The sequence below is a fragment of the uncultured Brevundimonas sp. genome (genome assembly GCF_963974615.1).
Lineage (GTDB): Bacteria > Pseudomonadota > Alphaproteobacteria > Caulobacterales > Caulobacteraceae > Brevundimonas.
Map to the genome: position 1 here is coordinate 1 of NZ_CAXBDH010000009.1, position 25577 is coordinate 25577.

Consider the following 25577-nt stretch of genomic DNA (forward strand, 5'->3'; position numbering starts at 1 on the left):
CGGGAATTCGGATGGTGCGCGTCCTTCTCCCCTCGTGGGAGAAGGTGGCTCGCAGCGCGAGACGGATGAGGGGGATGCCCGATCCGGACACGACCGGCTGATGATGAGCGAACGGAACCGGCCCCCTCATCCGAGCGGCTCCGCCGCCCACCTTCTCCCTCGAGGGGAGAAGGACGCGGGGAGCGATCCCTGCCTGAACAGATCGCGCTGGCGCGCGCCGCTGGGTCCCGGGGTCTGCGCGGCTGCGCCGCTTGCCCCGGGATGACGACAGCGTTAGCGGAGGGCACTCTGTTTCATCCGGGTAATATTGACGAGGTGGTTTCATCCGGGTAAATCCGGGGCATGACCCAGGCTCCTGACATCACCTGTACCGCCTTCGCCGGCCATCGCCTTCTCGGACGGGGCGCACCCCGCGACGTGGTGGCGGCGGTCAAGGCGGCGAGCGAGGCGGGCGAGGCCGGGGTGCTGGTGTTCGATGACGCCGATGCCCGGCCGCTGGAGTTCGATCTGCGCGGCGACCTGGCGGCGGTGCGGGCGCGGCTGGCCCCGGTGGCCGCCGAGCCGCCAAAGCGCGGGCCGGGGCGGCCGAAACTGGGAGTGACGGCGCGCGAGATCACCCTGTTGCCGCGCCACTGGGACTGGCTGGCGACCCAGCCGGGTGGGGCCTCGGTGGCGTTGCGCAAACTGGTCGAGGCGGCGGCGCGGGCGTCTGAGGGACCGGACCGGGTGCGCAAGGGGCGCGAGGCGGCCTATCGCTTCATGACCGCCGTGGCCGGGGACCTGCCGGGCTATGAGGCCGCGACGCGGGCGCTGTTCGCGGGGGATGCGGACGGGTTGGCGACGGCGACGGCGGGCTGGCCGGAGGCGGTGCGGGACTATGCGGCGGGGTTTGTGGCGGGGGGATAGGGAGGATCGTCCTTCTCCCCTTGCGGGAGAAGGTGGCCGAGCGAAGCGAGGTCGGATGAGGGGTCGCACCGACCTCTCGACAGACGGTGCCAGCAGTGTTTCCATAACCTATGGACGAGTGGTTTCGGCAACGTGCGAGGGAAATGCGGCGCGATCCGGTTCTTTACGAACGGCGACTATGGAAGCTGCTGCGAGATCGGAAACTGGCCGGGCTCAAATTCCGTCGCCAGGTGGTTATCGGGCGATACATCGTCGATTTTCTCTGCCTCAGACACCGGCTGATCGTTGAGGCTGACGGGCCGCAGCACGAAGATCGTGCCGAGGACGTCGCGCGCGACGAATGGCTGACCACGCAGGGTTTCCGGGTGCTGAGGTTTCCCAACGCGCAGATTGAGAATCGTGGACACGAGGTGGTGGGTGCGATCCTCGCCGCGGCGGAGGCGAAGCTGGCCCGGGGTTGATTAGCACCGCCGGAGTGCCCCCTCATCCGACCCGCTACGCGGGCCACCTTCTCCCGCAAGGGGAGAAGGAAAATTACCCCACCTTCACCCGCGTCGCGGCCTCGGGCAGATCCTCCCCGAACGCGCGCTGGTAGAATTCCGCGATGGTCGGCCGTTCCAGCTCGTCGCATTTGTTGAGGAAGGTCAGGCGGAAGGCGAGGCCGACGTCGCCGTTGAAGATGATGGCGTTCTGGGCCCAGGTGATGACGGTGCGGGGGCTCATGACGGTGGAGATGTCGCCGTTCATGAAGGCGTTGCGGGTCATGTCGGCGACGCGGACCATGGCGGCGATGCGGCGTTTGCCCTCGGCGTCGTTCCACTCGGGCACCTTGGCGACGACGATCTCACCCTCGACGTCGTGGTCGAGGTAGTTGAGCGTGGTGACGATGTTCCAGCGGTCCATCTGGCCCTGATTGATCTGCTGGGTGCCGTGATACAGGCCCGAGGTGTCGCCCAGACCGATGGTGTTGGTGGTGCTGAACAGGCGGAAGAATTTGTTCGGGCGGATGACGCGGTTCTGGTCCAGCAGGGTCAGGCGGCCCTGGGCCTCGAGCACGCGCTGGATCACGAACATCACATCGGGGCGGCCGGCGTCATATTCGTCGAACACCAGGGCGATCGGACGCTGGATGGCCCAGGGCAGCATGCCCTCGCGGAATTCGGTGACCTGTTTGCCGTCCTTGAGGACGATGGCGTCCTTGCCGACCAGATCGATGCGGCTGACGTGGGCGTCGAGATTGACCCGGACCATCGGCCAGTTCAGCCGGGCGGCGACCTGCTCGATGTGAGTTGACTTGCCGGTGCCGTGATAGCCCTGGACCATGACCCGCCGGTCGAAGGCGAAGCCGGCGCAGATGGCCAGGGTCGTCTGCGGGTCGAAGCGATAGGCGTCGTCGAGCTCGGGCACGTGGCTGTCACGCGTCTCGAACATCGGCACGATCATGTCGGAATCGACCCCAAAAGCCTCGCGCACCGTCACCTTGCGGTGCGGTTCCAGCATCAGCAGCGGATCGGGCGAGGCGTCGAGGGGAGAGGTCATGCACAGACACTTATGAAACCGCAGGGGCGGGGTCCAGCGCCGTGGTCGCGGAATTCGGGAATGGTGCTTTGACGGCGGCTGTGATTGCGATTAATAACTGACTGGTCAGTTATTAAAAGTGAAGCCATGCTGCCTCCCGGTGAACCGAAATGGCGACGACGCAAGGCCGAGCGGCCGGGCGAAATTCTGGCGGCGGCGCTGGAGGTGTTCGCGGCCAATGGCTATGCCGCGACCCGGCTGGAGGACGTGGCCAAGCGCGCCGGCGTGTCCAAGGGCGCGCTGTATCTGTATTTCGAGACCAAGGAAGACCTGTTCCGGGCCGTGGTCGGCACGGCCATGGGCGGCAATCTGGCGCATCTGAAGGATCTGGCCGGGGCCGGGGTCCCGTTCGAGGCGGCGGTGCGGGCCGGGGTCGGCCTGCTGGCGCGGACCCTGGCGAGCGACCGGCGCGTGTCGGGCGTGATCCGGCTGGTCATCGTCGAGAGCCGTAACCTGCCCGAGCTGGCGACCATCTGGCACGAGACGGTGCTGGTCCCGGCGCTGGGCCTGATCACCGGCCTGATTCGGACCGGACAGGCGCGGGGCGAGATCCGGCCCGGCGATCCCCGGCTGTTCGCCATGGGGATCATGGGGCCGATGCTGCTGGGCGTGCTGTGGCGCGAGACCTTCGAACCGGTCGGGGCCGAGCCGGTGGATATCGAGGCGCTGGCGGCGCAACATCTGGATACGGTGCTGGGAGGCATGCGGCCATGAAGCGGATTCGACCGGTTGTGGGGATCGTCGGGGTGGTGGCGCTGGCGGCGTTGCTGGTGTGGGGCCTGTTCCTGCGCGGCGGCGAGGCGCGGACCCTGTCGGGCTATGTCGAGGGCGACCTGGTCTATCTGGCGGCCCCGGTCTCGGGTGCGGTCGAGGCCCTGTATGTGCGCGAGGGCGACCGGGTGGCATCCGGGGCGGCGACCTTCCTGATCGATCCGCGGGTGCCGCAGGCCCAGGCCGAGTCGGCGGCGGCAGCGCTGGCCGCGGCCGAGGCCCATGCCGAGGACCTGCGTAAAGGTCAGAGGGCCCAGGAACAGGCCGTATACGACGCCCAGATGGCGGCAGCCGAAGCCCGGCTGCGTCAGGCGGAGGCCAACTACAACCGCATCGCCCCGCTGGTGGCACGCGGCATCTATGCCCCGGCCCGGCTGGATCAGGAGCGGGCGGCGCGCGACACCGCCCGGGCCGAGGTCGAGACGGTGCGCCGCCAGCGCGCGGTCGGGGCCCTGAGCGCACGCGCAGACGCGATTATCGCCGCCGACCAGCAGGCCGCCCAGGCGCGCGGCGGGTTGAGCGGGGCCGAGGCGGTGCTGCGGACCCTGTCGCCGCTGGCCCCGACCGGGGCGCGGGTGCAACAGATCTTCTTCCGCCAGGGCGAATGGGCCCCGGCCAACCAGCCGGTGCTGGCCCTGTTGCCTGACGCGCGGATCAAGGTGCGGTTCTTCGTGCCGGAGCGGTCCGTGAATCTGTATCGGCCGGGCGGCACGGTGCAGTTCGGCTGTGACGGCTGTACGGGCCTGCGCACGGCGCGGATTACGTGGGTCAGCGCCACGGCCGAGTTCACGCCGCCGGTGCTGTACAGCCGCGGCAGCCGTGACCGGCTGGTGTTCATGGTCGAGGCCACGCCGGAGGACCCGACGTCGCTGAACCCCGGCCTGCCGGTCGATGTGGTGCCGCTGGAACCGGCGCGGTGAGTGAGAACCGGACGCTGCCCGATGATGGTCCTGCGATTGACGTGCGCGGGCTGAACAAATCGTTCGGGGCCCTGCATGCGGTGCGTGACTTCGGCATCACCGTCGAGAAGGGCCGGATCTGCGGGTTTCTGGGACCCAATGGCGCGGGCAAGACCACGACCCTGCGCATGCTGTGCGGCCTGCTGAAGCCCGACAGCGGCGAGGGCACGGTGCTGGGATTGGACGTGCTGAGCGAGGCGCGGGCGATCAAGCGGCGGGTCGGCTATATGACGCAGAAATTCTCGCTCTATGAGGACCTGTCGATCGAGCAGAATCTGGTGTTCATGGCCCGGGTGCATGAGCTGGACCGGCGCAGTGAACGGGTCGATGCGGCTCTGGTGAAATTGGGGCTGGCAGAGCGGCGCAGACAGCTGGCCGGGACGTTGTCAGGCGGCTGGAAACAGCGGCTGGCGCTGGCGGCGGCGACGCTGCATGAGCCGGACCTGCTGTTGCTGGACGAGCCGACGGCCGGGGTCGATCCTGAGGCGCGGCGCACCTTCTGGGATGAGATCCACGCCCTGTCGGCGGCGGGCATGACGGTGCTGGTCTCGACCCACTATATGGACGAGGCCGAGCGCTGCCACGAGATCGTCTATATCGCCGCTGGACGGACCCTGGCCCGGGGGTCGGCCGATGAAATTATCGACGGGGCGGAGCTGGTCACCTTTCTGGCCGAGGGGCCGGGTGCCGACCGGCTGGCGTCGCGGCTGCGCGGGCAGCCGGGGGTGGAGATGGCCACGGCCTTCGGCACCACCCTGCATGTGTCCGGTCGCGACCGGGCGGCGCTGGAAGCGGCCATCGCCCCGCTGCGTCAGGACCCGATCCGATGGACCGAGACGCGGCCGTCGCTGGAGGATGTCTTCATCCACCTGATCGCCGGTTTGAGACAGGAAGAGGCCGCCTGATGTTGTCGCTGAGCCGCGCCTGGGCCGTGATGTCCAAGGAGTTCATCCAGCTGACCCGCGACCGGCTGACCTATGCGATGATCCTGGTCATGCCGATCGTGCAGCTGCTGCTGTTCGGCTACGCCATCAACAGCGACCCGCGCAGCCTGCCGACGGCGGTGCTGGTACAGGATCAGGGGGTGATGGCGCGGCCGGTGCTGAGCGCCCTGACCAATACCGGCTATTTCCGCATCACCGTCGCCGCCAACAGCCAGGCCGAGCTGGACCGGGCCCTGGCGCGGGGCGATGTGCAGTTCGCGGTGGTGATCCCGGCCGATTTCAGCCGCAAGGTGGTGCGCGGGCAGGCGGCCGAGATTCTGGTCGAGGCCGATGCCTCGGACCCCTCGGCGGTCGGCGGGGCCGTGGCGGCGCTGGCGGGGCTGCCGGGGCAGGCGCTGGCGCGGGAGCTGACCGGGCCGCTGGCTCGCACGGGACGCGCGCCGCCGTTCGAGGTGGTGGTCCACCGTCGCTACAATCCCGAGAACATCACCGCCTTCAATGTGGTGCCCGGGTTGCTGGGCATCATCCTGTCGATGACGCTGGTGATGATGACGGCGCTGGGTATGGCGCGTGAACGCGAGCGGGGCACGATGGAGGCGCTGCTGGCCACGCCGGTGCGGCCGCTGGAGGTGATGGTCGGCAAGTTGACGCCCTATGTCCTCGTCGGCGTGATCCAGGCGGCGCTGATTCTGGTGCTGGCGCGACTGCTGTTCGCGGTGCCGATGAGCGGGGGCTGGCTGGCGCTGAGTCTGGGCCTGCTGCTGTTCATCGTCGGCTCGCTGGCGCTGGGATTCCTGATCTCGACCGTGTCACGCACCCAGCTGCAGGCGATGCAGATGTCGTTCTTCTACATGATGCCGTCGATCCTGCTGTCGGGCTTCATGTTTCCGTTCCGCGGCATGCCGGAGTGGGCCCAGGTGATCGGGACGATCATTCCGGTGACCCATATCCTGCGTGTGGCGCGCGGCTCACTGCTGAAGGGCAGCGGGGTGATGGACTCCTGGCCCAGTCTGGCGGCGCTGGCGGCCTTCCTGCTGGCAGTCGGGACGCTGGCGATGATTCGCTACCGCACGACCCTCGACTGAGCGGCGCGGCCGCCCGGACCGGGATCCGTGTCGGCTCAGGCGAGGCCGGCCTTCTTCAGGACCTTCCAGGCACGGATCACGCTCTGCAGCTTGACCTCGGCCCCGCGATCGCCGCCGTTGGTGTCGGGGTGAAACCGCTTCAGCATCTCGTGGTAGCGGGCCTTGATGTCGGACTTTTCGGCCCCCGGCTCGAGGCCGAGGTCGGCCATGGCGATGCGTTCCAGCTTGCCGACGCGATGGTCGTCGGCCGGATTGACCTGTTCCTGGGTGCGGCGACCGAACAGGCCGTAGCTGTCGCGCCAGGAGCCGGCGTCACCAGTGTGGGCCTTGCCCAGCTTGGCGGCGTCGCCCGCGGCCTCACGTGAATTCTTGCTGGCCTTCATGTCCCAGGTCGGGCGGCCACCGGTCATGGCCTCGTTTTCCTGGGCGGCGCGGACCTGGCCTTCGCTCATGCCGGCGTAGAAGTTCCAGTTCTTGTTGTAGGCCCCGGCGTGGGCCTGACAAAAATCATAGAAGTCGTTCAGCCGCTCGCGTGACTTGGGAGCCTTGGCGGTGGCCGCCTTGCTGCAGTCGGGCCAGTTGCAGGGTTTCTCGCCGGGCTTCAGACGCAGGACGTCTTTCTCCGCCGCCTCTTCCTCGGCGCGTTGCGGCTTGATCCGCATATCCTTGAAACGGGGCGTGTATTGAAATGAAGCGGGCATGGTCGCAAGTGTAGGGCGGAATTGGTCACCATCAAGGAACTAGCGATGCCGGAAGGCCCGATAGCGACAATTATTCGCAAAAAACTGACCTCGGCCTTCGATTTGCAGTCTCTTGAGGTCATCGATGACAGTGGTCGTCATGCCGGCCACCATCATGAGGGGGGTATGGACGGTCGTCCGGGCGGCGAAAGCCATTTCAACCTGACCCTGATTTCAAGCGCGTTCGAGGGGCAGGGACGGTTGGCGCGGCAGCGCGCGGTCAATGCGGCCTTGCGTGAAGAATTGGCCGGCCCGGTCCATGCCCTGTCGATTCGCGCGCTCACCCCCCAGGAGGCCCGGGGCGAAAATTGAGTTATCCCCACCTCAATTAGAGGGGAGGGGGGCCGATCTTCATATCGTCTTAGCCAGTTCAACCTAACGTCACGCGACGACGTAAAAGGGTCGGGGGGTTCAATGGTTGAGACCGACGGTATCGACGACGTCTTCGCGGGACAGCACAGTCCCGGCGAAGCCGCGCAGGCGCTGAAGGCGATCCTGCAGACACAGTATCTGCGCTATCTGATCATTGCGAGCTGGGGTCTGGGCCTGCTGGGCACCATTGGTTTGCCCAAGGCCCTGTTCTGGTTTGTCGGGACCCTAGCCGCCGGTTATGTGCGCGGGGCCGTCGAAAAACGAATCAGCGAAAGAGTCGGCACCGGCTGGGGGCTGGTTTTTCCGGCCGTTGCCACGATCACCACCGCCGTCTGGGCATCGGCCCCGCTGCTGGCCTGGTTCTCGAACGAACCGTTCGGCAAGGGCCTGGCCATGGCGCTGCTGGTCTCCGGCTATGTGCTGGTGTTCTCGCAGCTGCGCAGTTCACCCCGGCAGGCGATCGTCATTTCGTCGCCTTACGGCCTGGCTGCCCTGATCATTCTGACCACCCTCTGGGGGTCACCGCTGTTCTGGTCCTTCCTTTCCGTCATTCCGCTCAGTGCCGCCGGCCTGTTTGTTCTGGTGATGATGACCATGCTGCGCGAGGAACGCATTCGTGCGTTCCAGGCGCACCAGTCGCACCTGATCGGACAGCTGGAGGCGGCGCGCGACAAGGCCGACGCCGCCAGCGAAGCCAAGTCCAACTTCCTCGGGGTCATTTCGCATGAGCTGCGGACGCCGATGAACGGCGTGCTGGGTGCGGCCCAGTTGTTGAGCGCCACCCGACTTGAAAACACCCAGCGGGAGTATCTGTCGATCATCCGCAATTCGGGCGACAACCTGCTGTCGCTGCTGAATGACATCCTCGACATGACCAAGATCGAGGCCGGCAAGATGACGTTCGAGAGCGTCGAGGTTCAGGTCGAAGACCAGCACAAGCGCGTCGCCGGGCCGTTCCAGGCCCAGGCCGAAGCCAAGGGTCTGGATTTTGTCGCCCGGTTCGAGGGCGAGCTGCCGTCAGTGGTCAAATGTGATCCGCTGCGGGTCTGTCAGGTGGTCCATAATCTGCTGTCCAACGCCGTCAAATTCACGGACACCGGTACGATCACCTATACGGTCCGGGCCGAGCGGGTTTCGGACAAGCTGGTTCGGTTCGAGCATGTGGTTGAAGACAGCGGCTCAGGCATTGAAGCGACTGATCTTGAACGACTTTTCCAGCCGTTTACCCAGGTGGACGCGTCGTCGACGCGCCGCTTCGGCGGGACCGGTCTGGGTCTGACCATCTCCCGCCGCATGGCCAATATCATGGGCGGCGACATCAGGGTGACCTCGACGATCGGCAAGGGGTCGATCTTCACCTTCAACCTGGAGGCCGAGGTGGTCGACTGGGGACGGCAAGAGGCCGCAGAGCCGATCCTGGCCGTGGTCGAGGACGGTCGCAAACTGTCGGTCCTGGTGGTCGAGGACCATCCGGTCAACCGTATGATCCTTGAGGCCTGGATGGGGTCCGCCGGACATGCCTCGGTTTCGGCCGAGAACGGCCAGATCGCTCTGGAAATGGCGTCGGTCCAGGTCTTTGATCTGATCATTATGGACGTGAACATGCCGGTGATGGACGGGCTGACGGCGACCCGGGCGCTTCGCGACGGAGACGGTCTCAACGCCGACACGCCGGTGGTGGTGCTGTCGGCCTCGGCCCGGACCGAGGATCATGAAGCGGGTCTGGCGGCCGGTGCGGACGCCTACCTGAACAAGCCGATCGATTTCCTGCTTCTGGCCCAGCTCATGAACAGGTTGGGGAACGGCCGCGAGAATCTTCAGGACGCTTCGAAGGTCGCTGACAAGACGGCGGCAGCCTGAAGTCAGTTTCGGGTGACCGGATGAGATGAATTGCGGTCCCGGGGTTCACATCCGGGCACAGGGCGTTAGACCCGGCGCATGATCAACCTCGAGACTCCCCTGAATGACGCGGTGGCCGCCGGCCAGAAGGCGATCACGGTCGACGCCGCCATGCTGGTCAAGGTGACCGACATGGCCGGCAATCTGGCCATCAGTCTGGTCATTGCCCTGCTGATCCTGATCGCCACGGTGTTCCTGTCGCGATGGGCGTCCAAGGTTACCCGCCGCGCCCTGTCGCGGGTCCGCGGCTTCCAGGACGACCAGACGGTGCTGACCTTCGCGGCCCAGGTGGTGCGGGTCGTGGTCTATATCATCGGCCTGATCGCCGTGCTGCAGCGGCTGGGGGTGCAGACCACCTCGATCATCGCCGTGCTCGGGGCCGCCTCGCTGGCGGTCGGTCTGGCGCTGCAGGGGACGCTGGCGAACGTGGCCGCCGGCGTGGTCCTGCTGATCCTGCGCCCCTACAAGGTCGGGGATGTGATCGACATCGGCGGAGCGAGCGGCACGGTGCAACGTCTGGACCTGTTCACCACCCAGCTGGCCAATGCCAACAATCACAAGATCGTGGTGCCCAACGGCAAGGTGCTGGGCGATGTGATCCTGAACCTGTCCGGCCAGACGACCCGGCGTATCGAGATTGATTTCACCGTCGGCTACGGCGAGGACCTGGGCCAGACCCGGCAGGTGCTGGAGACCACGGCCGGGGCGCATGCCAAGGTCCTGAAGGACCCGGCCCCGTGGACCGGGGTCACCGGCCTGCTGGACAGCGCCGTGCAGGTGACCCTGCAGGCCTGGGTCAAGTCGGGCGACTGGTGGCAGACCCAGGCGGACCTGATGCAGGCCGGCAAGGAGGCGCTGGACGCCGCCGGGATCGAGATTCCGTTCCCGCACCAGGTCGAGGTACCGGCCAAGGGCGCGTCATTCGCCCGCATCGTCGCCGCGCCGGCGGACGAAACCCAGGGAGACTGACGGGTGCGCTACGACTTCGGGTCTGACAATACGGCCGGTATGGCCCCGGCGGCGCTGGATGCCATCGTCGCGGCCAATGACGGATTCGCCCGCGCCTATGGGGCGGATGACATCACGGCCCGCGCCGCTGACCAGATTCGCGGTCGACTGGATGCGGACGCCGAGGTGCGCTTCGTGTTCAGCGGCACGGCGGCCAACGCCATCGCCCTGTCGATGCTGGCCTTTCCGCATGAGGCGGTGCTGGCCCACCACGCCGCCCATATCTGCACCGACGAGACCGGGGCACCCGGGTTTTTCGGCCAGGGCGTCGGCCTGATCGGCCTGCCCGGGTTTTCCGGCAAGATCGACCCGCAGGCGCTGCTCGCCGCGCTGGATGAGCCGGAGGTCGGGCACCGTCAGCCGGTCGCCGCCCTGTCGTTGACCCAGTCGACCGAATACGGAGCCGTCTACAGCGAGGAAGAACTGCGTCACCTGATCGAGCCGGTGAAGGCAAGGGGTCATGGCGTGCATATGGACGGCGCGCGACTGGCCAATGCCGCCGCGGCCGGGTTCGACCTGACCCAAATCCCGCGCCTGGGTGTTGACCTGCTGGTGTTCGGCGGGGCCAAGGCCGGAGCCAATTGCGCCGAGGCCATGGTGATCTTCGACAAGACGCTGGCGCGGCGCATCGACAACCGGCTGAAACAGGCCGGGCAGACCGCGTCCAAGGCGCGTTTTCTGGCGGCACCGTTCCTCGGCCTGCTGGAATCCGGGGCCTGGGAAGACGGGGCGGCCCACGCCAATCTGATGGCGCAGCGGCTGGCGGCCGGGATCGTCGCCCGCTCGCCCTATACGCTGGCCCACCCGGTTGAGGCCAATGCGGTGTTTGTGAGAATGCCGGAGTCGGCACTCCGACGGTTGAATGAACTGGGTTGGGCCTGTTACCGTTTCGATGACGGCTCGGTGCGGTTTGTCTGTTCCTGGGCCACGGTGGTCGAGGCGGTGGACGAGCTGCTGGACGTCATCGCCGGTCTTGCGTGAGGGCAGGCCGGACGGGAACCGGAGGCTGGTGGATTCAATGCGGACAAGGTGGCGAGCCGGCATGGAAGCAGGAACCGGGACCTCGTCTCCGCATTGGCGGAAAGGAGCGTCGTCTGTGACGTTATCCTGTCGTGGAAATTATCGCCGATGAACGCACCGGCCGGGATCAAGACGGGTGAAGTCGTGGATGTGCGGGCCTATCGCCGGGTGCGCTCGGTGTTGCCCGTCCTCGCCGAGGGCCTGTCCGCCGAGGATCTGGGGGCCCAGTCCATGGCCGATTCCAGCCCGGGCAAATGGCATCTGGCCCATACGAGCTGGTTCTTCGAGGCGATGATCCTGGCGCGGCAGCCGGATTATGTGCCGGTGGATCCGCGCTACCATGCCCTGTTCAACTCCTATTATGAGGCGCTGGGCCCCCGCGTGGATCGGCCCCGGCGCGGATTGATGACCCGGCCGTCCCTGGAAGAGGTGATGGCCTACCGGCGCGAAATCGACCGGCGTATGACCGGCCTGCTGGGCGAGGGCGCGGGCGACGGCCGTCAGCGCTATCTGCTGGCCCTGGGGCTGAACCACGAGCAGCAGCATCAGGAATTGTTCCTGATGGACATATTGCACCTGATGTCCTGTTCGCCGCTGGACCCGGTTGCCTGTGCCGTTGAACCGCGGGCCGCACCGGTCGCGGCACCGCGGGGCGGGGAGACCCGGTTCGCGGGTGGACAGGTCAGCCTGGGGGCCAGGGGGGACACCTTCGCCTTCGACAATGAGGAGCCGGCCCATCCGGTCTGGTTGCAGCCCTATGCGCTGGCCCATGATCTGGTGACCAACGCCGGCTGGATCGCGTTCATTGAGGATGGCGGCTATCGCCGACCCGAGCTGTGGTTGTCGGACGGCTGGACGGCCGTGCAGACCGGGGGATGGGACGCGCCCCTGTACTGGCGACGCGACGACTCCGGCTGGAACGTCATGAGCCTGTCCGGCCGTCAGAGTGTGGATCCGGCGGCACCGGTGCGCCACGTCAGCTTCTATGAGGCCGACGCCTATGCCCGTTGGGCCGGCAGGAGACTGCCGACCGAGGCTGAGTGGGAACATGCCGCGCTTACGATGCCCGACGCCTTCTCCAACCTGTTCGGCGAGGTTTGGCAGTGGACTTCGAGCGCCTACACCCCATATCCGGGGTTCCGGCCCACGGAGGGCACGGCCTCGGAGTACAACGGCAAGTTCATGGCCAACCAGATGGTCCTGCGCGGCGGAGCCTTTGCCACACCGGTTGACCATGTCCGTGCCACGTACCGGAATTTTTACTATCCGCATCAAAGGTGGGCGTTCATGGGACTGCGACTGGCCAGGGATACCGAGCCCGATACGGTGACGACGGACGGTGATGATGACGCCCAATTTCGTCAGGCGCTGATCGAGGGTCTGTCACAGCCGCAGAAGGCCGTGTCACCGAAATGGTTCTATGACGCCGAGGGCTCGCGCCTGTTCGAGGACATCACCCGGCTGCCGGAATATTATCCGACGCGACAGGAGGCGGCCCTGCTGAAGCGGGTCGCGCCCGACTGGGCGGCGACCTTCGGGCCGGGTGCGGTGCTGGTGGAATTCGGTTCGGGTGCCAGTGAGAAGACCCGTATCCTGCTGGACGCCGGCCGGGACCTGTTCGCCTATGTGCCGATCGACATCAGTCCCGAGGCCCTTGGCGAGGCGGCGGAACGGATCGCCGAGGCCTATCCACATCTGACGGTAGCCCCGCTGGTCAGCGACTTCCTGCATCTGGAGGCACTGCCGGAGACGGCCGGCCGGGGGCGGCGGATCGGCTTCTTTCCCGGCTCGACCATCGGCAATCTGCAGCCCGACGAGGCGATCGCCTTCCTCAAGGCCGCGCGAACCCTGCTGGGTGACGAGGCCCTGTTCATCCTCGGCGTCGATCTGGTCAAGGAGCCCGAGACCCTGATCGCCGCCTATGACGACAGCCAGGGGGTGACGGCGGCGTTCAACCTGAATCTGCTGGCCCGCGCCAACCGGGAGCTGGACGCGGATTTCGACCTGGACGCTTTTGAGCATCAGGCGGTGTGGAATGCGACCCGGTCACGGATGGAGATGCATCTGACGGCACGGCGGGATCTGGCGGTCGATCTGGACGGTCAGCGGATCGCCTTTGCCCGCGGCGAGACGATCCACACTGAAAGCTCGCGGAAATTCACCGAGACGACGCTGCGGGCCATGGCTGAAGCAGCCGGCTGGACGGTGTCACGGTTCGAGACCGGTCCGGCCCCGGCGGTGGCTCTGGCCCTGCTTGAGGCCTGACGGTCCGGACCCGGTCAGAAGCAAAACGCCCCTAGACCATTTTTGTTTCAGGTCGAATCGACCTGAATCCAAAAAATGGTCCAGATTCAAACTGGAGCGAAATCTGAGCCGGGTTGGACTGCGTCCAACCCAACCGATTTCGCTCTAGCCGGCGTCGGCGTCGGCATCCTTGCGGCTGCCGTGTGAGGCTTCCCCACCCTTGCGTCCGGCCTGGGCGGCGAGGCTGCGGTTCTGGGAGAAGCTGCGCTTCTCGCTCGGCACGCTGGCCCCGCCCTTGCGGGCGATGGCGCGCTGGCGTTCGGGGTCCATCGAGGCGAAGCCTCGTTTGGCCGTGCCTGCGGGACGGGTGGGCTTACCTTCGGCCATGGAGAGGACCTTTCCTGACGACAGTAGACGACTGTCATCTGAACCCGGTGCGACCCCGGAAGTTCCGAGAGTAGCGCCAACAGATTTCCCCTGACACGGGTATTTCAGCGGTTCCGACAGGTCCCGGCGTCGCCTGTGACGTCAGGACGGACCCGAGGCCGGACGCGCGATCGGGGCCCGGCTCATGGCCGCGTCGGAGACATAGGGATTGTCCCGCCGCTCGGCTCCGAAGGTCGATGTGGGGCCGTGTCCCGGCACGAAGGTGACGTCATCGCCGAGCGGCCAGAGCCGGGTGGTGATCGCGGTGAGCAAATCTGTGTGATTGCCGCGCGGGAAGTCGGTGCGACCGATCGAGCCGCGGAACAGGACGTCGCCGACCTGGGCGAAGCGGGCCTGACGGTTGAAGAAGACGACATGACCGGGCGTGTGACCGGGGCAGTGCAGCACCTCCCAGACTGTCTCGCCCAGGGTCACGGTGTCGCCGTGCTCCAGCCAGCGGTCGGGCGTGAAACTGCGGGCGTCCGGCAGGCCATAGGTCCGCCCCTGTTCGGGAATGCCGTCGATCCAGAACTGGTCGTCAGGATGAGGGCCGGTGATCCGGACGCCTGACTTTTCCTGCATCTCGGCCGCGCCGCCGGCGTGGTCGAGGTGGCCGTGGGTGATCCAGATGGCGTCAAGGGTGAGGCCGCGCCGGGCGATCTCGCCCAGCACCGCATCCACGCCCGCGCCGGGATCGATGACGGCGGCCTTGCCGGTCTTTGTGCACCAGACGGTGGTGCAGTTCTGCTGCAGCGGTGTGACCGGGGTGACGAAGACACCGATGGGGGAGGCGGACTGGTTCATGTGCATCACATAGGCGAGGCGGACGCGTCGGGAAACCGTCGCCTGCGTTGACCTTTCGGGCCCTTCTCGACATAAGGGCGGGCTTCGAGCGCCGCTCCCGAAGGGGGCGGCCTTTCTGCATTATTCAATCCCCGTGCGCACCTGTTTCCCGGGTGCCGCCCCAGAGCGTCAGATTCTGTCCATGCAAGTCGTCGAAAAGTCGAACGAAGGCCTCAGCCGCGTCCTCGCGGTGACCATTCCTGCCGCCGAGCTGAACACCAAGCTCGACGCCAAGCTGAAGGAGGTCGCGCCGCAGGTGAAGCTCAAGGGCTTCCGCCCCGGCAAGGTGCCGGTGTCGCATGTGCGCAAGACCTTCGGTCGCGACATGATGGGTGAAATCATCAATACGGCGCTGAATGAGTCGAGCCAGAAGGCGATGGAAGACGCCAAGCTGCGCGCCGCCGCCCCGGCCGAGATGAAGCTGACCTCCGACATGGACAAGGTCATCGTCGGCCAGGAGGACCTGGTCTATGAAATGTCGCTGGAAGTCATGCCTGACTTCACGCCGGTCGACCCCAAGACCATCAAGCTGTCGCGCCCGACCTATGAGGCGTCCGACGCCGATCTCGCCGAGGCGCTGAAGGAACTGGCCGGCCAGGCTAAATCCTACGAGGACAAGACCGGCAAGACGGTCAAGGCCGCCGACGGTGACGAGCTGACCATCGATTTCCTCGGCAAGCTGGACGGTGAGCCCTTCGAGGGCGGTGCCGCCGAGGACGCGCAGCTGGTGATCGGCTCGAACCGCTTCATCCCGGGCTTCGAGGAGCAGCTCAAGGGGGCCAAGGTCGGCGAGGAGAAGGTGCTGAACGTGACCTTCCCCGAGGACTACCAGGCCAAGCATCTGGCCGGTAAGGCCGTGACCTTCGATGTCACCGTCAAGGCCATCAAGGCCGAGGTCGAGGCCAAGGTCGACGATGAATTCGCCAAGCGCGTCGGTCTGGAGTCGCTGGACAAGCTCAAGGAGCTGATGCGCGACAATCTGAACCAGCAATACAAGGGGGCTGCCCGCTTCAAGCTGAAGCGTGCCCTGCTCGACGAGCTGGACAAGGCCCACACCTTCGACCTGCCGCCCAAGATGGTCGACGCCGAGTTCGAGGGAATCTGGAAACAGGTCGAGGCCGACAAGGAAGCCGGCAACCTGCCGCCGGAAGACGCCAAGAAGTCCGAGAAGAAGCTCAAGGACGAGTACCGCAAGATCGCCGAGCGCCGCGTGCGCCTGGGTCTGGTGCTGGCCGAGATCGGCCGGGCCAACAATGTCGGCGTCACCGATCAGGAACTGAACAACGCCATCATGGCCGAAGCCCGCAACTATCCGGGGCAGGAAAAGGCCGTTCTGGACTTCTATCGTCAGAATCCGGACGCCGCCGCCTCGATGCGCGCGCCGATCTATGAGGAGAAGGTCTGCGACCTGATCTTCGACATGGCCAAGGTCAAGGACACACCGATCAGCAAGGAAGAGCTGCTGAAGGAAGACGACGAGGGCTGATCGGTCCGACCGGTTTCGACCACAGTGATCCCCGTTCCGGACACCGGAGCGGGGATTTGCTTTTTCCGGTCTTGGCTTGCGTCAACGGTTCTGCAACGCGATATCCTGTTCAACAGGTGTGCGACCGGTGAGTCGCACCCGCCAAGCATCCCGAGAAGGCCACCGAATGCGCGATCCGATCGATTTCATCCAAAGCAACCTCGTGCCGATGGTGGTGGAGCAATCCAGCCGCGGTGAGCGAGCCTTCGACATTTTCTCGCGCATGCTGCGCGAGCGAATTATCTTCCTGACCGGTCCGTTCGAGGACGGCATGGCGTCGCTGATCTGCGCCCAGCTGCTGTTCCTGGAGTCGGAGAACCCGAAGAAGGAAATCAGCATGTACATCAACAGCCCCGGTGGTCAGGTGACCTCGGCGCTCGCGATCTATGACACCATGCAGTACATCAAGAGCCCGGTTTCGACCGTCTGTATGGGTATGGCGGCCTCGGCCGGTTCGCTGATCCTGACCGCCGGGGAGGCGGGCCAGCGTATCGCCCTGCCGAACGCCCGCGTCATGGTTCACCAGCCTTCGGGCGGCTTCCGCGGCCAGGCTTCGGACATCGTGCGCCACGCCGAGGACATCGTCGAAACCAAGAAGCGGCTCAACGAAATCTATGTGCACCACACCGGCCGCACCTATGAGGAGGTCGAGAAAACCCTCGATCGCGACCATTTCATGGATGCCAAACAGGCCAAGGACTGGGGCATCATCGATCACGTCTACGAGAAGCGCGAGGAAGCTGAGGACGACGGTATCAAGACCGTCTGACCCGGCAAGGATTATCGGATTCCCAAGAGGGCGCGCCATTGACGGCGCGCCTTTCTTTTTGTGCTATGAGCCGCTGATGCAGTACGGACGTGATACCCGCGGCGTGGTCGAGATCGACGGCGAAACCTATGAATGGGAACTGCGAAGGCAGCCTCAGCCCCTGGCCAACGGGTCATGGGACGGCATGGCCATTTCCCTGCGCCTGAAGGACTTCAAGCGCGAGGCGATTGTCCAGTTTCCCATGCCGCTGCGCCCAAACGGACGACCGGACATGGAGAAGCAGCGCGTCAACGTTGACGCAGTGCGAAATTCCGTGACGGCCGCGATCGAGGCGGGCTGGAATCCGACGTCGCGCGGCAAGGCGATGGTGTTCGACGTGGATGCGGACGGCCGCTAGAGCCTTTCTTTTCAGGGGCGGGCCGTGAACACCCGGAAGCCCGGCTCGGCGGCGAAGGCCAGCATTTCGGTGTCGCCGCTGGTGTCGCCATAGGCCGCAGCCAGGTGCAGATCGTCGCCATAGGTGGCGCGCAGGCGACGCACCTTCTCTTCACCCCGGCAGTTGGGACCGTTGAAGGCCCCGGTGACGCGGTCTGCGGCGTCGAAGGCCATATGGGTGCCCAGCAGGGCCTCGGCCCCCAGGCGACGGGCGAAGGGGGCCACGGTGATCTCGGGTGAGGCGGTGACGATGACGCGGTGCGCCCCCTTGCGGCCCCAGTCCTGCCAGCAGGCAAGGGCGTCGGGACGGATGAAGCGCGGCCAGATGAATTCGGCGAACCGTTCAGCCTCGGCTTCGAGGGTGGCGCGCTCCACTCCACCGAGAAATTCCCGTACCGAGGCGGCCTTGATGCGCCCGCGGTCCCGGTCACCGACATAGGCCAGCACTGCCGGGGTCAATTTCGCCAGTCCCGTGGCCCAACGCACGGGCCCGGCCCGCCAACGCAGGAAGGCGGTGAAACTGTCGCGGACGGTCAGGGTGCCGTCAAAGTCGAACGCGACAATCGGGCCTTTCAGCTCAAGCCTCTGGCGAATCATTGAATCGGTGCCCATGTCAGACATTCGCCGTGATCCTCATCGATTGTGAACTCAGGCCGTTTTCACGGGCCCTTCGGGCCCTGTTGGGCTTGTCGTCACGGCAATGATGGGTGATTGTCAATTTTTGAAGACCTTCGCGCCTAGGGTTCAGGATTAAACGCGTGGGATACGCGCTCGGCCTCATGTCGAGGCCGTTCGTCGGAGTGAGAAGGTCTATGACCAAAGCAGCCAGTGGCGACGCCAAGAGCACCCTGTACTGCTCGTTCTGCGGGAAGAGCCAGCACGAAGTGCGCAAGCTCATCGCCGGTCCGACAGTATTTATTTGCGACGAATGCGTCGAACTCTGCATGGATATCATCCGTGAAGAGCACAAGATCGCGTTCAAGACGACCAAGGACGGGGTGCCGACCCCGAAGGAAATTCGCGACGTCCTTGATGACTATGTGATCGGGCAGAAGCACGCCAAGAAGGTGCTGAGCGTTGCGGTTCACAACCACTACAAGCGGCTGAACCACGCGGCCAAGAACAACGACGTCGAGCTGGCCAAGTCCAACATCATGCTGATCGGGCCGACCGGCTCGGGCAAGACGCTGCTGGCCCAGACGCTGGCCCGGATTATCGACGTGCCGTTCACCATGGCCGACGCCACCACCCTGACCGAAGCCGGTTATGTGGGTGAGGATGTCGAGAACATCATTCTGAAGCTGCTGCAGTCGTCCGACTACAATGTCGAACGGGCCCAGCGCGGCATCGTCTACATCGATGAAATCGACAAGATTTCGCGCAAGTCTGACAATCCCTCGATCACCCGTGACGTCTCGGGCGAGGGTGTGCAGCAGGCCCTGCTGAAGATCATGGAAGGCACGGTCGCCTCCGTGCCCCCGCAGGGCGGCCGCAAGCACCCGCAGCAGGAGTTCCTGCAGGTCGACACCGCCAACATCCTGTTCATCGTCGGCGGGGCCTTCGCCGGCCTCGAGAAGGTCATCGCCGCGCGCGGTGCCGGGGCCTCGATCGGCTTCGGGGCCAAGGTCAAGGACGTTGACGAGCGGCGCACCGGTGACATCCTCAAGGGGGTCGAGCCCGACGATCTGATGCGCTTCGGCCTGATTCCGGAATTCATCGGCCGTCTGCCGGTTCTGGCGACGCTGGAGGACCTCGACGAGGAAGCCCTGGTGATGATCCTGACCGAGCCGAAGAACGCTCTGGTCAAGCAGTACAAGCGGCTGTTCGAGATGGAGAATGTCGAACTGACCTTCACCGACGACGCCCTGATCGCCGTCGCCAAGAAGGCCATTACCCGCAAGACCGGCGCGCGTGGCCTGCGTTCGATCCTGGAAGGCATCCTGCTGGAGACCATGTTCGAACTGCCCACGTTCGAGGGCGTCGAGGAGGTCGTGGTCAATGCCGAGGTGATCGAGGGCAATGCCCAGCCTCTGCTGATCTATGCCGAGAAGAAGAAGGCCGACGGGGCGGCCTGACCACCACCGTCGTACTGAAGATCAGGCCCCGGGCGTCGCGTCCGGGGCCTTTTTCGTGTCCGGATCCGGGGTCTCGCTCTCATCGGTCTCCGGCACGGGGGTGAGGAAATTGTCGGCCAGGCCGTGATAGAGGCGGCGACCGCTGACCGCCCGGGCGGCGACGTCGGCGACTACGGCGGCGGCGAACAACGGCAGGATCATGCCGCGGTTGGCGGTCATTTCGGAGATGATGACCACGGCGGTCAGGGGCGCGCGCACCACGCCGACGAAATAGGCGATCATGCCGATCAGCACGATGGCGCTGCGGCTCTCCTCGGGGAAGATATTGGCCAGCAGCCCCCCCAGACCGGCCCCGACCGACAGGGACGGGGCGAAGACGCCGCCCGGCGCGCCGGACAGGCTGGAGGCCAGGGTGGCGATGAATTTGGCGGGGGCGAACCAGATCGGCTGGCGTCCGCCCTCGACCAGGGTGCGGGCGGCGTCATAGCCGGTGCCCCAGGTCAGGCCGTGGGCGGCGACCCCGACCACGGCGACGACGATGCCGCAGACCAGGGCCGTGGTCAGGGGTTTACGGATCAGGATCGAGCCGCGCGCCAGCAGCTTCAGGGAAATCCGCGAGAACAGCCCGCCCGCCGCGCCGCCGACGATGCCGACCAGCAGGGCGATCGGCAGGGCGTGGAAGGCGGACATGGTCTCGGACACCACGCCGAAATAGATGTAGTCGCCCGACAGGCTGAGCGGGATCAGGCCGGCGATGACCACGGCGGCCATGACCAGCAGGGTCAGACGCTGCTCATAGGCGGCGGCCAGTTCCTCGAGGGCGAAGGCGACCCCGGCGATCGGGGTGTTGAAGGCGGCGGCGACACCGGCGGCCCCACCGGCGATGATCACGGCGGCATTGACCGGCACGCGCAGCAGCCGGTGCGAGGCGGCCATGATGGCGGCCCCGACCTGGACCGTCGGGCCCTCGCGGCCGACCGAGCCGCCGACCAGCATGGCGACAAGGGTGGCCAGCAGCTTGAACAGGGCGGTCCGCATCGACACCAGCGGTCGGGCCTGGCTGGAGTCCCGGGCCGCGGCGATGACCTGGGGGATGCCGGATCCGCGCGCCAGCGGGGCGTAACGCCGGGTCAGCCAGGCCAGCAGCAGAAAGCCGAGCGGTGTGATCACCAGCGGCGCATAGGGCCAGCCGGACGACAGGGTGCCGAAGGCCGCCTGGGCATGGTCGGCGGCCCAGGCGAAGCCGTAGGCGAACAGGCCGACCAGCACGGCCCCGCCACCGGTGGCCAGCCGGCTCTTCCAGACCGGGCCGATCCGCTCACGCCACGCCGCATGCAGGATTTTGCGGCGGGAAACCGGCATTGGCGACCTTTCAAGGGGGAGTTCACCGGTGGCCTAGACCTGTCGGTGGCGCAGTGCAAATCCGGTGACCGTGGGACGGGTGGGGCCAGCCGTGATTGCGGTTGTCTGGGGATGAACCGGCGCGGGGGCGCGGCAATTGGCAGTTACGCTTGAACCGGACGGGCCGCGACCCACATACTCCATGAATGCCGCTGGAATCGGTGGGCAGCCTTGAGGGGTCCGACATCATGCCGGGACCCCGGAGGCGGAGAGCCCGCAGTCCCGGACGGCCGAGGAAAGTACGTACAATGTCTGAGTCAAAAACCCTGCCCGTCCTGCCGCTGAGGGACATTGTGGTGTTCCCCCACATGATCGTGCCCCTGTTCGTCGGGCGCGAGAAATCCGTGCGGGCGCTGGATGAGATCATGAAGGGCGACAAGCAGATCCTGCTGGCGACCCAGAAGAATTCGGTCGATGACGATCCGGCGTCCGACGCCATCTATCCGGTCGGGGTGCTGGCGACGGTGCTGCAGTTGCTGAAACTGCCCGACGGCACGGTCAAGGTGCTGGTCGAGGGCAAGAGTCGCGCGCGGCTGGTGAAATTCACCGACCGGACCGAATTCTTCGAGGCCGAAGCCGTCGAGATTCCCGAGGAGGCCGGCGACCCCTCCCAGAGCGAGGCCCTGCTGCGGGCCGTGGTCGAGCAGTTCGAAAACTATGTGAAGCTGAACAAGAAGGTGCCGCCCGAGGCCCTGAGCTCGATTCCGCAGATCGTCGAGCCGGCCAAGCTGGCCGACTCCGTCGCCGCCCATCTGTCGATCAAGATCGCCGACAAACAGGCCCTGCTGGAAACCACCGACGTGCCCAAACGTCTGGAGCGGGTCTATGCCCTGATGGAGGGCGAGATTTCGGTGCTGCAGGTCGAGAAGAAGATCCGCTCGCGCGTGAAGCGCCAGATGGAGAAGACCCAGCGCGAATATTATCTGAACGAGCAGATGAAGGCGATCCAGCGCGAGCTGGGCGAGACCGACGACTCCCGCGACGAGGTCATGGAGCTGGAGAAGCGGATCCGCCGCACCCGTCTGTCCAAGGAGGCCCGGGCCAAGGCCGACGCCGAGGTCAAGAAGCTGCGCAACATGAGCCCGATGTCGGCCGAGTCGACGGTGGTGCGGAACTATCTGGACTGGTTGCTGTCGATCCCGTGGGGCAAGGCCAAGTCGAAGCCGATCGACCTGCAGAAGGCCGAGGACATCCTCGAGGAGGACCACTACGGGCTCGAGAAGGTCAAGGAACGCATCATCGAGTATCTGGCGGTCCAGGCCCGGACCGGTGCGCTGAAGGGGCCGATCCTGTGCCTCGTCGGCCCTCCGGGCGTGGGCAAGACCTCGCTGGCCAGATCGATCGCCAAGGCGACCGGGCGCGAATATGTGCGGATGTCGCTGGGCGGCATGCGTGACGAGGCCGAGATCCGTGGTCACCGCCGGACCTATATCGGCTCCATGCCCGGCAAGATCATCCAGTCGATGAAGAAGGCCAAGACCACCAACGCCTTCATCCTGCTGGACGAGATCGACAAGCTGGGCTCGGACTGGCGCGGCGATCCCTCTTCGGCCCTGCTCGAGGTGCTGGATCCGGCCCAGAACGCCAATTTCGGCGATCACTATCTGGAGGTCGACTACGACCTGTCCAACGTCATGTTCGTGACCACGGCCAACAGTCTGAACATGCCCCAGCCCCTGATGGACCGGATGGAGATCATCCGGGTCAGCGGCTACACCGAGGACGAGAAGGTCGAGATCGCCCGGCGTCACGTCCTGCCCAAGCTGCTGACGGATCACGGGTTGAAGGCGGGCGAGCTGATCGTGCCGGACGAGGCCATTCGGGAGCTGATCCGCTACTATACCCGCGAAGCCGGTGTACGCTCGCTGGAGCGGGCCCTGGGCGGTCTGGCGCGCAAGGCTGTGCGCGAGATGGCCAAGACCAATGTGCTGACCATCACCATCGATGCGGCCAAGCTGGCTGAATACGCCGGGGTGAAGAAATATCGCTATGGCGAGATGGACGAGGAGGATCAGGTCGGCATCGTCACCGGTCTGGCCTGGACCGAGTTCGGCGGCGATATCCTGACCATCGAGGCGATCAAGATGCCGGGCCGTGGCCGCATGACCGTGACCGGCAACCTCAAGGAGGTGATGAAGGAGTCGATCTCGGCCGCCGCCTCCTATGTGCGGGCCCGGGCCCTGACCTTCGGGGTCAAGCCGCCGATGTTCGAGAAGACCGACATCCACGTGCACGTGCCCGACGGCGCGACGCCCAAGGACGGTCCGTCGGCCGGTGTGGCCATGACCGTGGCCATGGTCTCGGTGCTGACCGGGGTGCCGATCCGCAAGGACATCGCCATGACCGGCGAGATCACCCTGCGGGGCCGGGTCACGGCCATCGGCGGGCTGAAGGAGAAGCTGCTGGCGGCGCTGCGTTCCGGGGTCAAGACGGTGCTGATCCCGCAGGAGAACGAGAAGGACCTGGCCGAGGTGCCGGACAATGTGAAGGCGGGGCTGGAGATCATTCCGATCTCGACCGCGGACGAGGCGCTGAAATGGGCCCTGACCGGGACCCTGACCCCGACCGAATGGGACGAGGTGGCCGATCCGCTGCCGGTGCCGACCGCACCCCTGTCCAGCGGCACGGTGTCCGTCAGCCACTGATCCGGCTGCAACCGAACGACAAGGGCGCGGTCCGGGGCAACCCGGACCGCGTTTTCGGTTTTGACGCAGGGTGCGCGAGCCCGTCTATTGCCGGGGTGTTGCTGACAGGAGGAAGACCATGACCCGAACCGAATTGATCGCCGCCATGGCTCGTGCCGCCGGCATCGACCGGGATCAGGCCCGGCTGGCGCTCGAAGGCTTTATCGACGGGGTTACGGGGGGTCTGCAGCGCGGCGAAACGGTGCGGCTGACCGGGTTCGGCAGTTTCGTGCCGGTCGAACGCAAGGCCGGAATGGCGCGCAATCCCCGGACCGGCGAGGCCGTGGCAGTCCCGGCCTCACGCAGTGCCCGCTTCAAACCGGGTGAGGGGCTGAAAAGCGTCTTGAACGGTTGAGCCGGGACGGGCATGACAGGCGGGCGTTCCTGGACGGGCGGCTAGCTCAGCTGGTCAGAGCATCTCGTTTACACCGAGAGGGTCGGCGGTTCGAACCCGTCGCCGCCTACCAGGAGGCTCGCATGGCCGGATGAAACCGGCGGCTGCTATTCGGTGAGGGGGGCAAGGTCGGGGAATTCTCCGGCCTTTTTTGATGCCCGGGCCTGGATGGCGGTCAGGATGTCGGCGGTGTTCCAGATCGAGCCCTGCATCAGCGCGGCCCATTCCAGGCCTTCGGCGACCGAATGGTCACGCGCGTAGACCACAGCGGCCTTGGAGCCTGAAATCGCGAGCGGGGCCTTGGCGGCAATGGCCCGGGCCATGTCCAGCGCGGCCGCGAGCAGGGCTTCGGGATCGGGCAGGACGGCATTGGCGAAGCCCAGTCGCTCGGCCCGCTCGGCGGTCAGGGCGGTGCCCAGATAGGCCAGTTCACGCACCACGGCCTCGGGCAGGGCCTTCGGCAGGCGCTGCAGGCTGCCGACGTCGGCCATCATGCCGATATTGATCTCCTCGATGCGGAAATAGGCCTCCTGCGACACCAGCCTGAGGTCGCAGGCGGCAACCATGTCGAGGCCGGCCCCGACGCAGGCCCCCTGAACGGCGGCGATGACCGGAAAGCGGACCTGTTCGATCCGGGTCAGGGTCGCCTGCAGCGTCCTCGCTGCCTGATGAAAGGCCTGACGTTGGGCGGCGGTATCGGTCTGGAGAATGGCACCGCCCGAGAACACCGAGATGTCCATGCCGGCGCAGAAATTCCGGCCCTCGCCCGAGATCACCAGGGCGCGGACGTCGCCGCCCGCGTCCAGCGCCTGCAAGGCCGGACCGAAATCGCGCCAGAACTGCATGTCGAGGGCGTTGGAGGCTTCGGGCCGGCTCAGGCGCAGATGGGCGACGGGGCCGTCCCGGGTGATCTGGAATGCAGTCATGGCGTCTACTCGTTCGCTCCGGTGAGAGAGGTCTCTATCATCCGATCCTCTGTCGACTGAAGCCTTCGCAGGGGTCACGTCAGCCCTGTTGTCGCAGCCGCGTGTAGTCGTCCATCCAGACAAGGTTGGTTTGCCCGAGGATATCGTCGACCATTTCGGCCAGGGCCTGGGGCTGGAAGGGTTTGCACATGTAGCCGGATGCGCCGGTCGCCTTGGCCTGGACCATGTGGTCGATATCATCGGACGCGGTCAGCATCAGGATGCGAACGCGCTGCCACCCTTTCGCCTGGCGCAGGAAGCGAAGGACCTCCAGGCCGGAAATGTCCGGCAACCAGAGATCCAGAAGGACGAGGTCGGGCGGTGTTTCGGCCAGACGGGCCAGTCCCTCGGCCCCGCTGTCGGCCGTCACAATGAATTGGTCCGGCCGTGTGAGAATGGACTGAACCAGTTCGAGGATGAAAGGGTCGTCGTCTACGACCAGGATCTGGGTCATCTTGCGAAAGCCGTCAGTGGATCGGGCCGACCGTTCAGGTGCAGAAGCGGACGGAACGGTTAGGCTAGCGTCAATTGGGT

General features: G+C 65.9%; 25 protein-coding genes and 1 tRNA gene. 18 read left to right on the forward strand and 8 right to left on the reverse strand.

Features of this window, described 5'->3' with window-relative positions; all coding sequences use genetic code 11:
* Positions 1–342 precede the first annotated feature (342 nt).
* A complete protein-coding gene (locus AAC050_RS07355; RefSeq protein WP_339914427.1) occupies positions 343–906 on the forward strand; it encodes a DUF2239 family protein in 564 nt (187 codons plus the stop codon).
* A gap of 110 nt (positions 907–1016) precedes the next feature.
* Positions 1017–1367: a DUF559 domain-containing protein gene (locus tag AAC050_RS07360; protein WP_339914428.1), complete on the forward strand. Its 351-nt coding sequence runs from the start codon at positions 1017–1019 to the stop codon at positions 1365–1367.
* A gap of 73 nt (positions 1368–1440) precedes the next feature.
* Here AAC050_RS07360 and cobS read toward each other — a convergent pair whose 3' ends face one another.
* On the reverse strand, positions 1441–2445 hold the full coding sequence (cobS, locus tag AAC050_RS07365; protein WP_339914429.1) for a cobaltochelatase subunit CobS: 1005 nt from the start codon (positions 2443–2445) through the stop codon (positions 1441–1443).
* A 126-nt stretch (positions 2446–2571) separates the two neighbouring features.
* Between cobS and AAC050_RS07370 the strand changes: the two genes are divergently transcribed.
* Genes AAC050_RS07370 through AAC050_RS07385 form a run of 4 tightly spaced genes read left to right on the forward strand, consistent with a single transcriptional unit; the run spans position 2572 to position 6243 of the window.
* Positions 2572–3198, forward strand: coding sequence for a TetR/AcrR family transcriptional regulator (locus tag AAC050_RS07370; RefSeq protein ID WP_339914430.1), 627 nt, complete (start codon positions 2572–2574; stop codon positions 3196–3198).
* Positions 3195–4175 carry an HlyD family efflux transporter periplasmic adaptor subunit gene (locus tag AAC050_RS07375; RefSeq protein WP_339914431.1) on the forward strand — a complete coding sequence of 327 codons (981 nt, stop codon included), beginning with the start codon at positions 3195–3197 and terminating at the stop codon, positions 4173–4175. The genes AAC050_RS07370 and AAC050_RS07375 overlap by 4 nt, the downstream gene beginning before the upstream one ends.
* Positions 4172–5119: an ABC transporter ATP-binding protein gene (locus AAC050_RS07380; protein ID WP_339914432.1), complete on the forward strand. Its 948-nt coding sequence runs from the start codon at positions 4172–4174 to the stop codon at positions 5117–5119. Before AAC050_RS07375 ends, AAC050_RS07380 begins: the two co-directional genes overlap by 4 nt.
* Positions 5119–6243, forward strand: a complete 1125-nt coding sequence (locus AAC050_RS07385) for an ABC transporter permease (protein WP_339914433.1) — start codon at positions 5119–5121, stop codon at positions 6241–6243. Before AAC050_RS07380 ends, AAC050_RS07385 begins: the two co-directional genes overlap by 1 nt.
* Before the next feature lie 35 nt (positions 6244–6278).
* On the opposite strand, the gene AAC050_RS07390 is transcribed toward AAC050_RS07385, so the two are convergent.
* Positions 6279–6944, reverse strand: coding sequence for a J domain-containing protein (locus AAC050_RS07390; RefSeq protein WP_339914434.1), 666 nt, complete (start codon positions 6942–6944; stop codon positions 6279–6281).
* Positions 6945–6989: 45 nt separating this feature from the next.
* Here AAC050_RS07390 and AAC050_RS07395 point away from each other — a divergent pair, with 45 nt between their 5' ends.
* The 5 genes from AAC050_RS07395 (at position 6990) to egtB (ending at position 13547) form a co-directional block, all read left to right on the forward strand.
* Positions 6990–7295 (forward strand): BolA family protein, encoded by a 306-nt coding sequence (locus tag AAC050_RS07395; protein WP_339914564.1) that lies wholly within the window; start codon positions 6990–6992, stop codon positions 7293–7295.
* 102 nt (positions 7296–7397) lie between these two features.
* Positions 7398–9215 carry an ATP-binding protein gene (locus AAC050_RS07400; RefSeq protein ID WP_339914435.1) on the forward strand — a complete coding sequence of 606 codons (1818 nt, stop codon included), beginning with the start codon at positions 7398–7400 and terminating at the stop codon, positions 9213–9215.
* A 78-nt stretch (positions 9216–9293) separates the two neighbouring features.
* Entirely contained in the window at positions 9294–10223 is a 930-nt protein-coding gene (locus AAC050_RS07405) for a mechanosensitive ion channel family protein (RefSeq protein WP_339914436.1), read from the forward strand.
* Between the two features lie 3 nt (positions 10224–10226).
* Entirely contained in the window at positions 10227–11243 is a 1017-nt protein-coding gene (locus AAC050_RS07410) for a beta-eliminating lyase-related protein (RefSeq protein WP_339914437.1), read from the forward strand.
* A gap of 147 nt (positions 11244–11390) precedes the next feature.
* Positions 11391–13547 (forward strand): ergothioneine biosynthesis protein EgtB, encoded by a 2157-nt coding sequence (gene egtB, locus AAC050_RS07415; RefSeq protein WP_339914438.1) that lies wholly within the window; start codon positions 11391–11393, stop codon positions 13545–13547.
* A 144-nt stretch (positions 13548–13691) separates the two neighbouring features.
* Here the strand turns inward: egtB and AAC050_RS07420 are convergent, their stop codons facing one another.
* Positions 13692–13913: a KGG domain-containing protein gene (locus AAC050_RS07420; protein ID WP_339914439.1), complete on the reverse strand. Its 222-nt coding sequence runs from the start codon at positions 13911–13913 to the stop codon at positions 13692–13694.
* 141 nt (positions 13914–14054) lie between these two features.
* Entirely contained in the window at positions 14055–14756 is a 702-nt protein-coding gene (locus tag AAC050_RS07425; RefSeq protein WP_339914440.1) for an MBL fold metallo-hydrolase, read from the reverse strand.
* A 181-nt stretch (positions 14757–14937) separates the two neighbouring features.
* On the opposite strand from AAC050_RS07425, the gene tig reads away from it, so the two are divergent.
* The 3 genes from tig (at position 14938) to AAC050_RS07440 (ending at position 17486) form a co-directional block, all read left to right on the forward strand.
* Complete coding sequence (tig, locus tag AAC050_RS07430) at positions 14938–16281, forward strand: trigger factor (protein ID WP_339914441.1); 1344 nt, start codon at positions 14938–14940, stop codon at positions 16279–16281.
* A 166-nt stretch (positions 16282–16447) separates the two neighbouring features.
* Positions 16448–17089 (forward strand): ATP-dependent Clp protease proteolytic subunit, encoded by a 642-nt coding sequence (locus AAC050_RS07435; protein WP_339914442.1) that lies wholly within the window; start codon positions 16448–16450, stop codon positions 17087–17089.
* A 76-nt stretch (positions 17090–17165) separates the two neighbouring features.
* Positions 17166–17486 (forward strand): hypothetical protein, encoded by a 321-nt coding sequence (locus AAC050_RS07440; protein ID WP_339914443.1) that lies wholly within the window; start codon positions 17166–17168, stop codon positions 17484–17486.
* 11 nt (positions 17487–17497) lie between these two features.
* On the opposite strand, the gene AAC050_RS07445 is transcribed toward AAC050_RS07440, so the two are convergent.
* Positions 17498–18145 (reverse strand): HAD-IB family hydrolase, encoded by a 648-nt coding sequence (locus AAC050_RS07445; protein WP_339914444.1) that lies wholly within the window; start codon positions 18143–18145, stop codon positions 17498–17500.
* 191 nt (positions 18146–18336) lie between these two features.
* Between AAC050_RS07445 and clpX the strand changes: the two genes are divergently transcribed.
* A complete protein-coding gene (gene clpX / locus AAC050_RS07450; protein ID WP_339914445.1) occupies positions 18337–19599 on the forward strand; it encodes an ATP-dependent Clp protease ATP-binding subunit ClpX in 1263 nt (420 codons plus the stop codon).
* 21 nt (positions 19600–19620) lie between these two features.
* Here clpX and AAC050_RS07455 read toward each other — a convergent pair whose 3' ends face one another.
* Complete coding sequence (locus AAC050_RS07455; protein WP_339914446.1) at positions 19621–20961, reverse strand: chloride channel protein; 1341 nt, start codon at positions 20959–20961, stop codon at positions 19621–19623.
* Between the two features lie 287 nt (positions 20962–21248).
* Between AAC050_RS07455 and lon the strand changes: the two genes are divergently transcribed.
* The 3 genes from lon to AAC050_RS07470 all read left to right on the forward strand — a co-directional run bounded on the left by lon (position 21249) and on the right by AAC050_RS07470 (position 24151).
* Positions 21249–23645, forward strand: coding sequence for an endopeptidase La (gene lon, locus AAC050_RS07460; RefSeq protein WP_339914447.1), 2397 nt, complete (start codon positions 21249–21251; stop codon positions 23643–23645).
* Positions 23646–23715: 70 nt separating this feature from the next.
* Positions 23716–24039: an HU family DNA-binding protein gene (locus AAC050_RS07465; RefSeq protein ID WP_339914448.1), complete on the forward strand. Its 324-nt coding sequence runs from the start codon at positions 23716–23718 to the stop codon at positions 24037–24039.
* Positions 24040–24074: 35 nt separating this feature from the next.
* Positions 24075–24151: transfer RNA gene (locus AAC050_RS07470), tRNA-Val, on the forward strand.
* A 34-nt stretch (positions 24152–24185) separates the two neighbouring features.
* Here AAC050_RS07470 and AAC050_RS07475 read toward each other — a convergent pair.
* Both AAC050_RS07475 and AAC050_RS07480 read right to left on the reverse strand, forming a co-directional pair.
* A complete protein-coding gene (locus AAC050_RS07475) occupies positions 24186–25004 on the reverse strand; it encodes an enoyl-CoA hydratase-related protein (RefSeq protein WP_339914449.1) in 819 nt (272 codons plus the stop codon).
* Positions 25005–25083: 79 nt separating this feature from the next.
* Positions 25084–25497, reverse strand: a complete 414-nt coding sequence (locus AAC050_RS07480; RefSeq protein ID WP_339914450.1) for a response regulator — start codon at positions 25495–25497, stop codon at positions 25084–25086.
* Between the last annotated feature and the right edge of the window lie 80 nt (positions 25498–25577).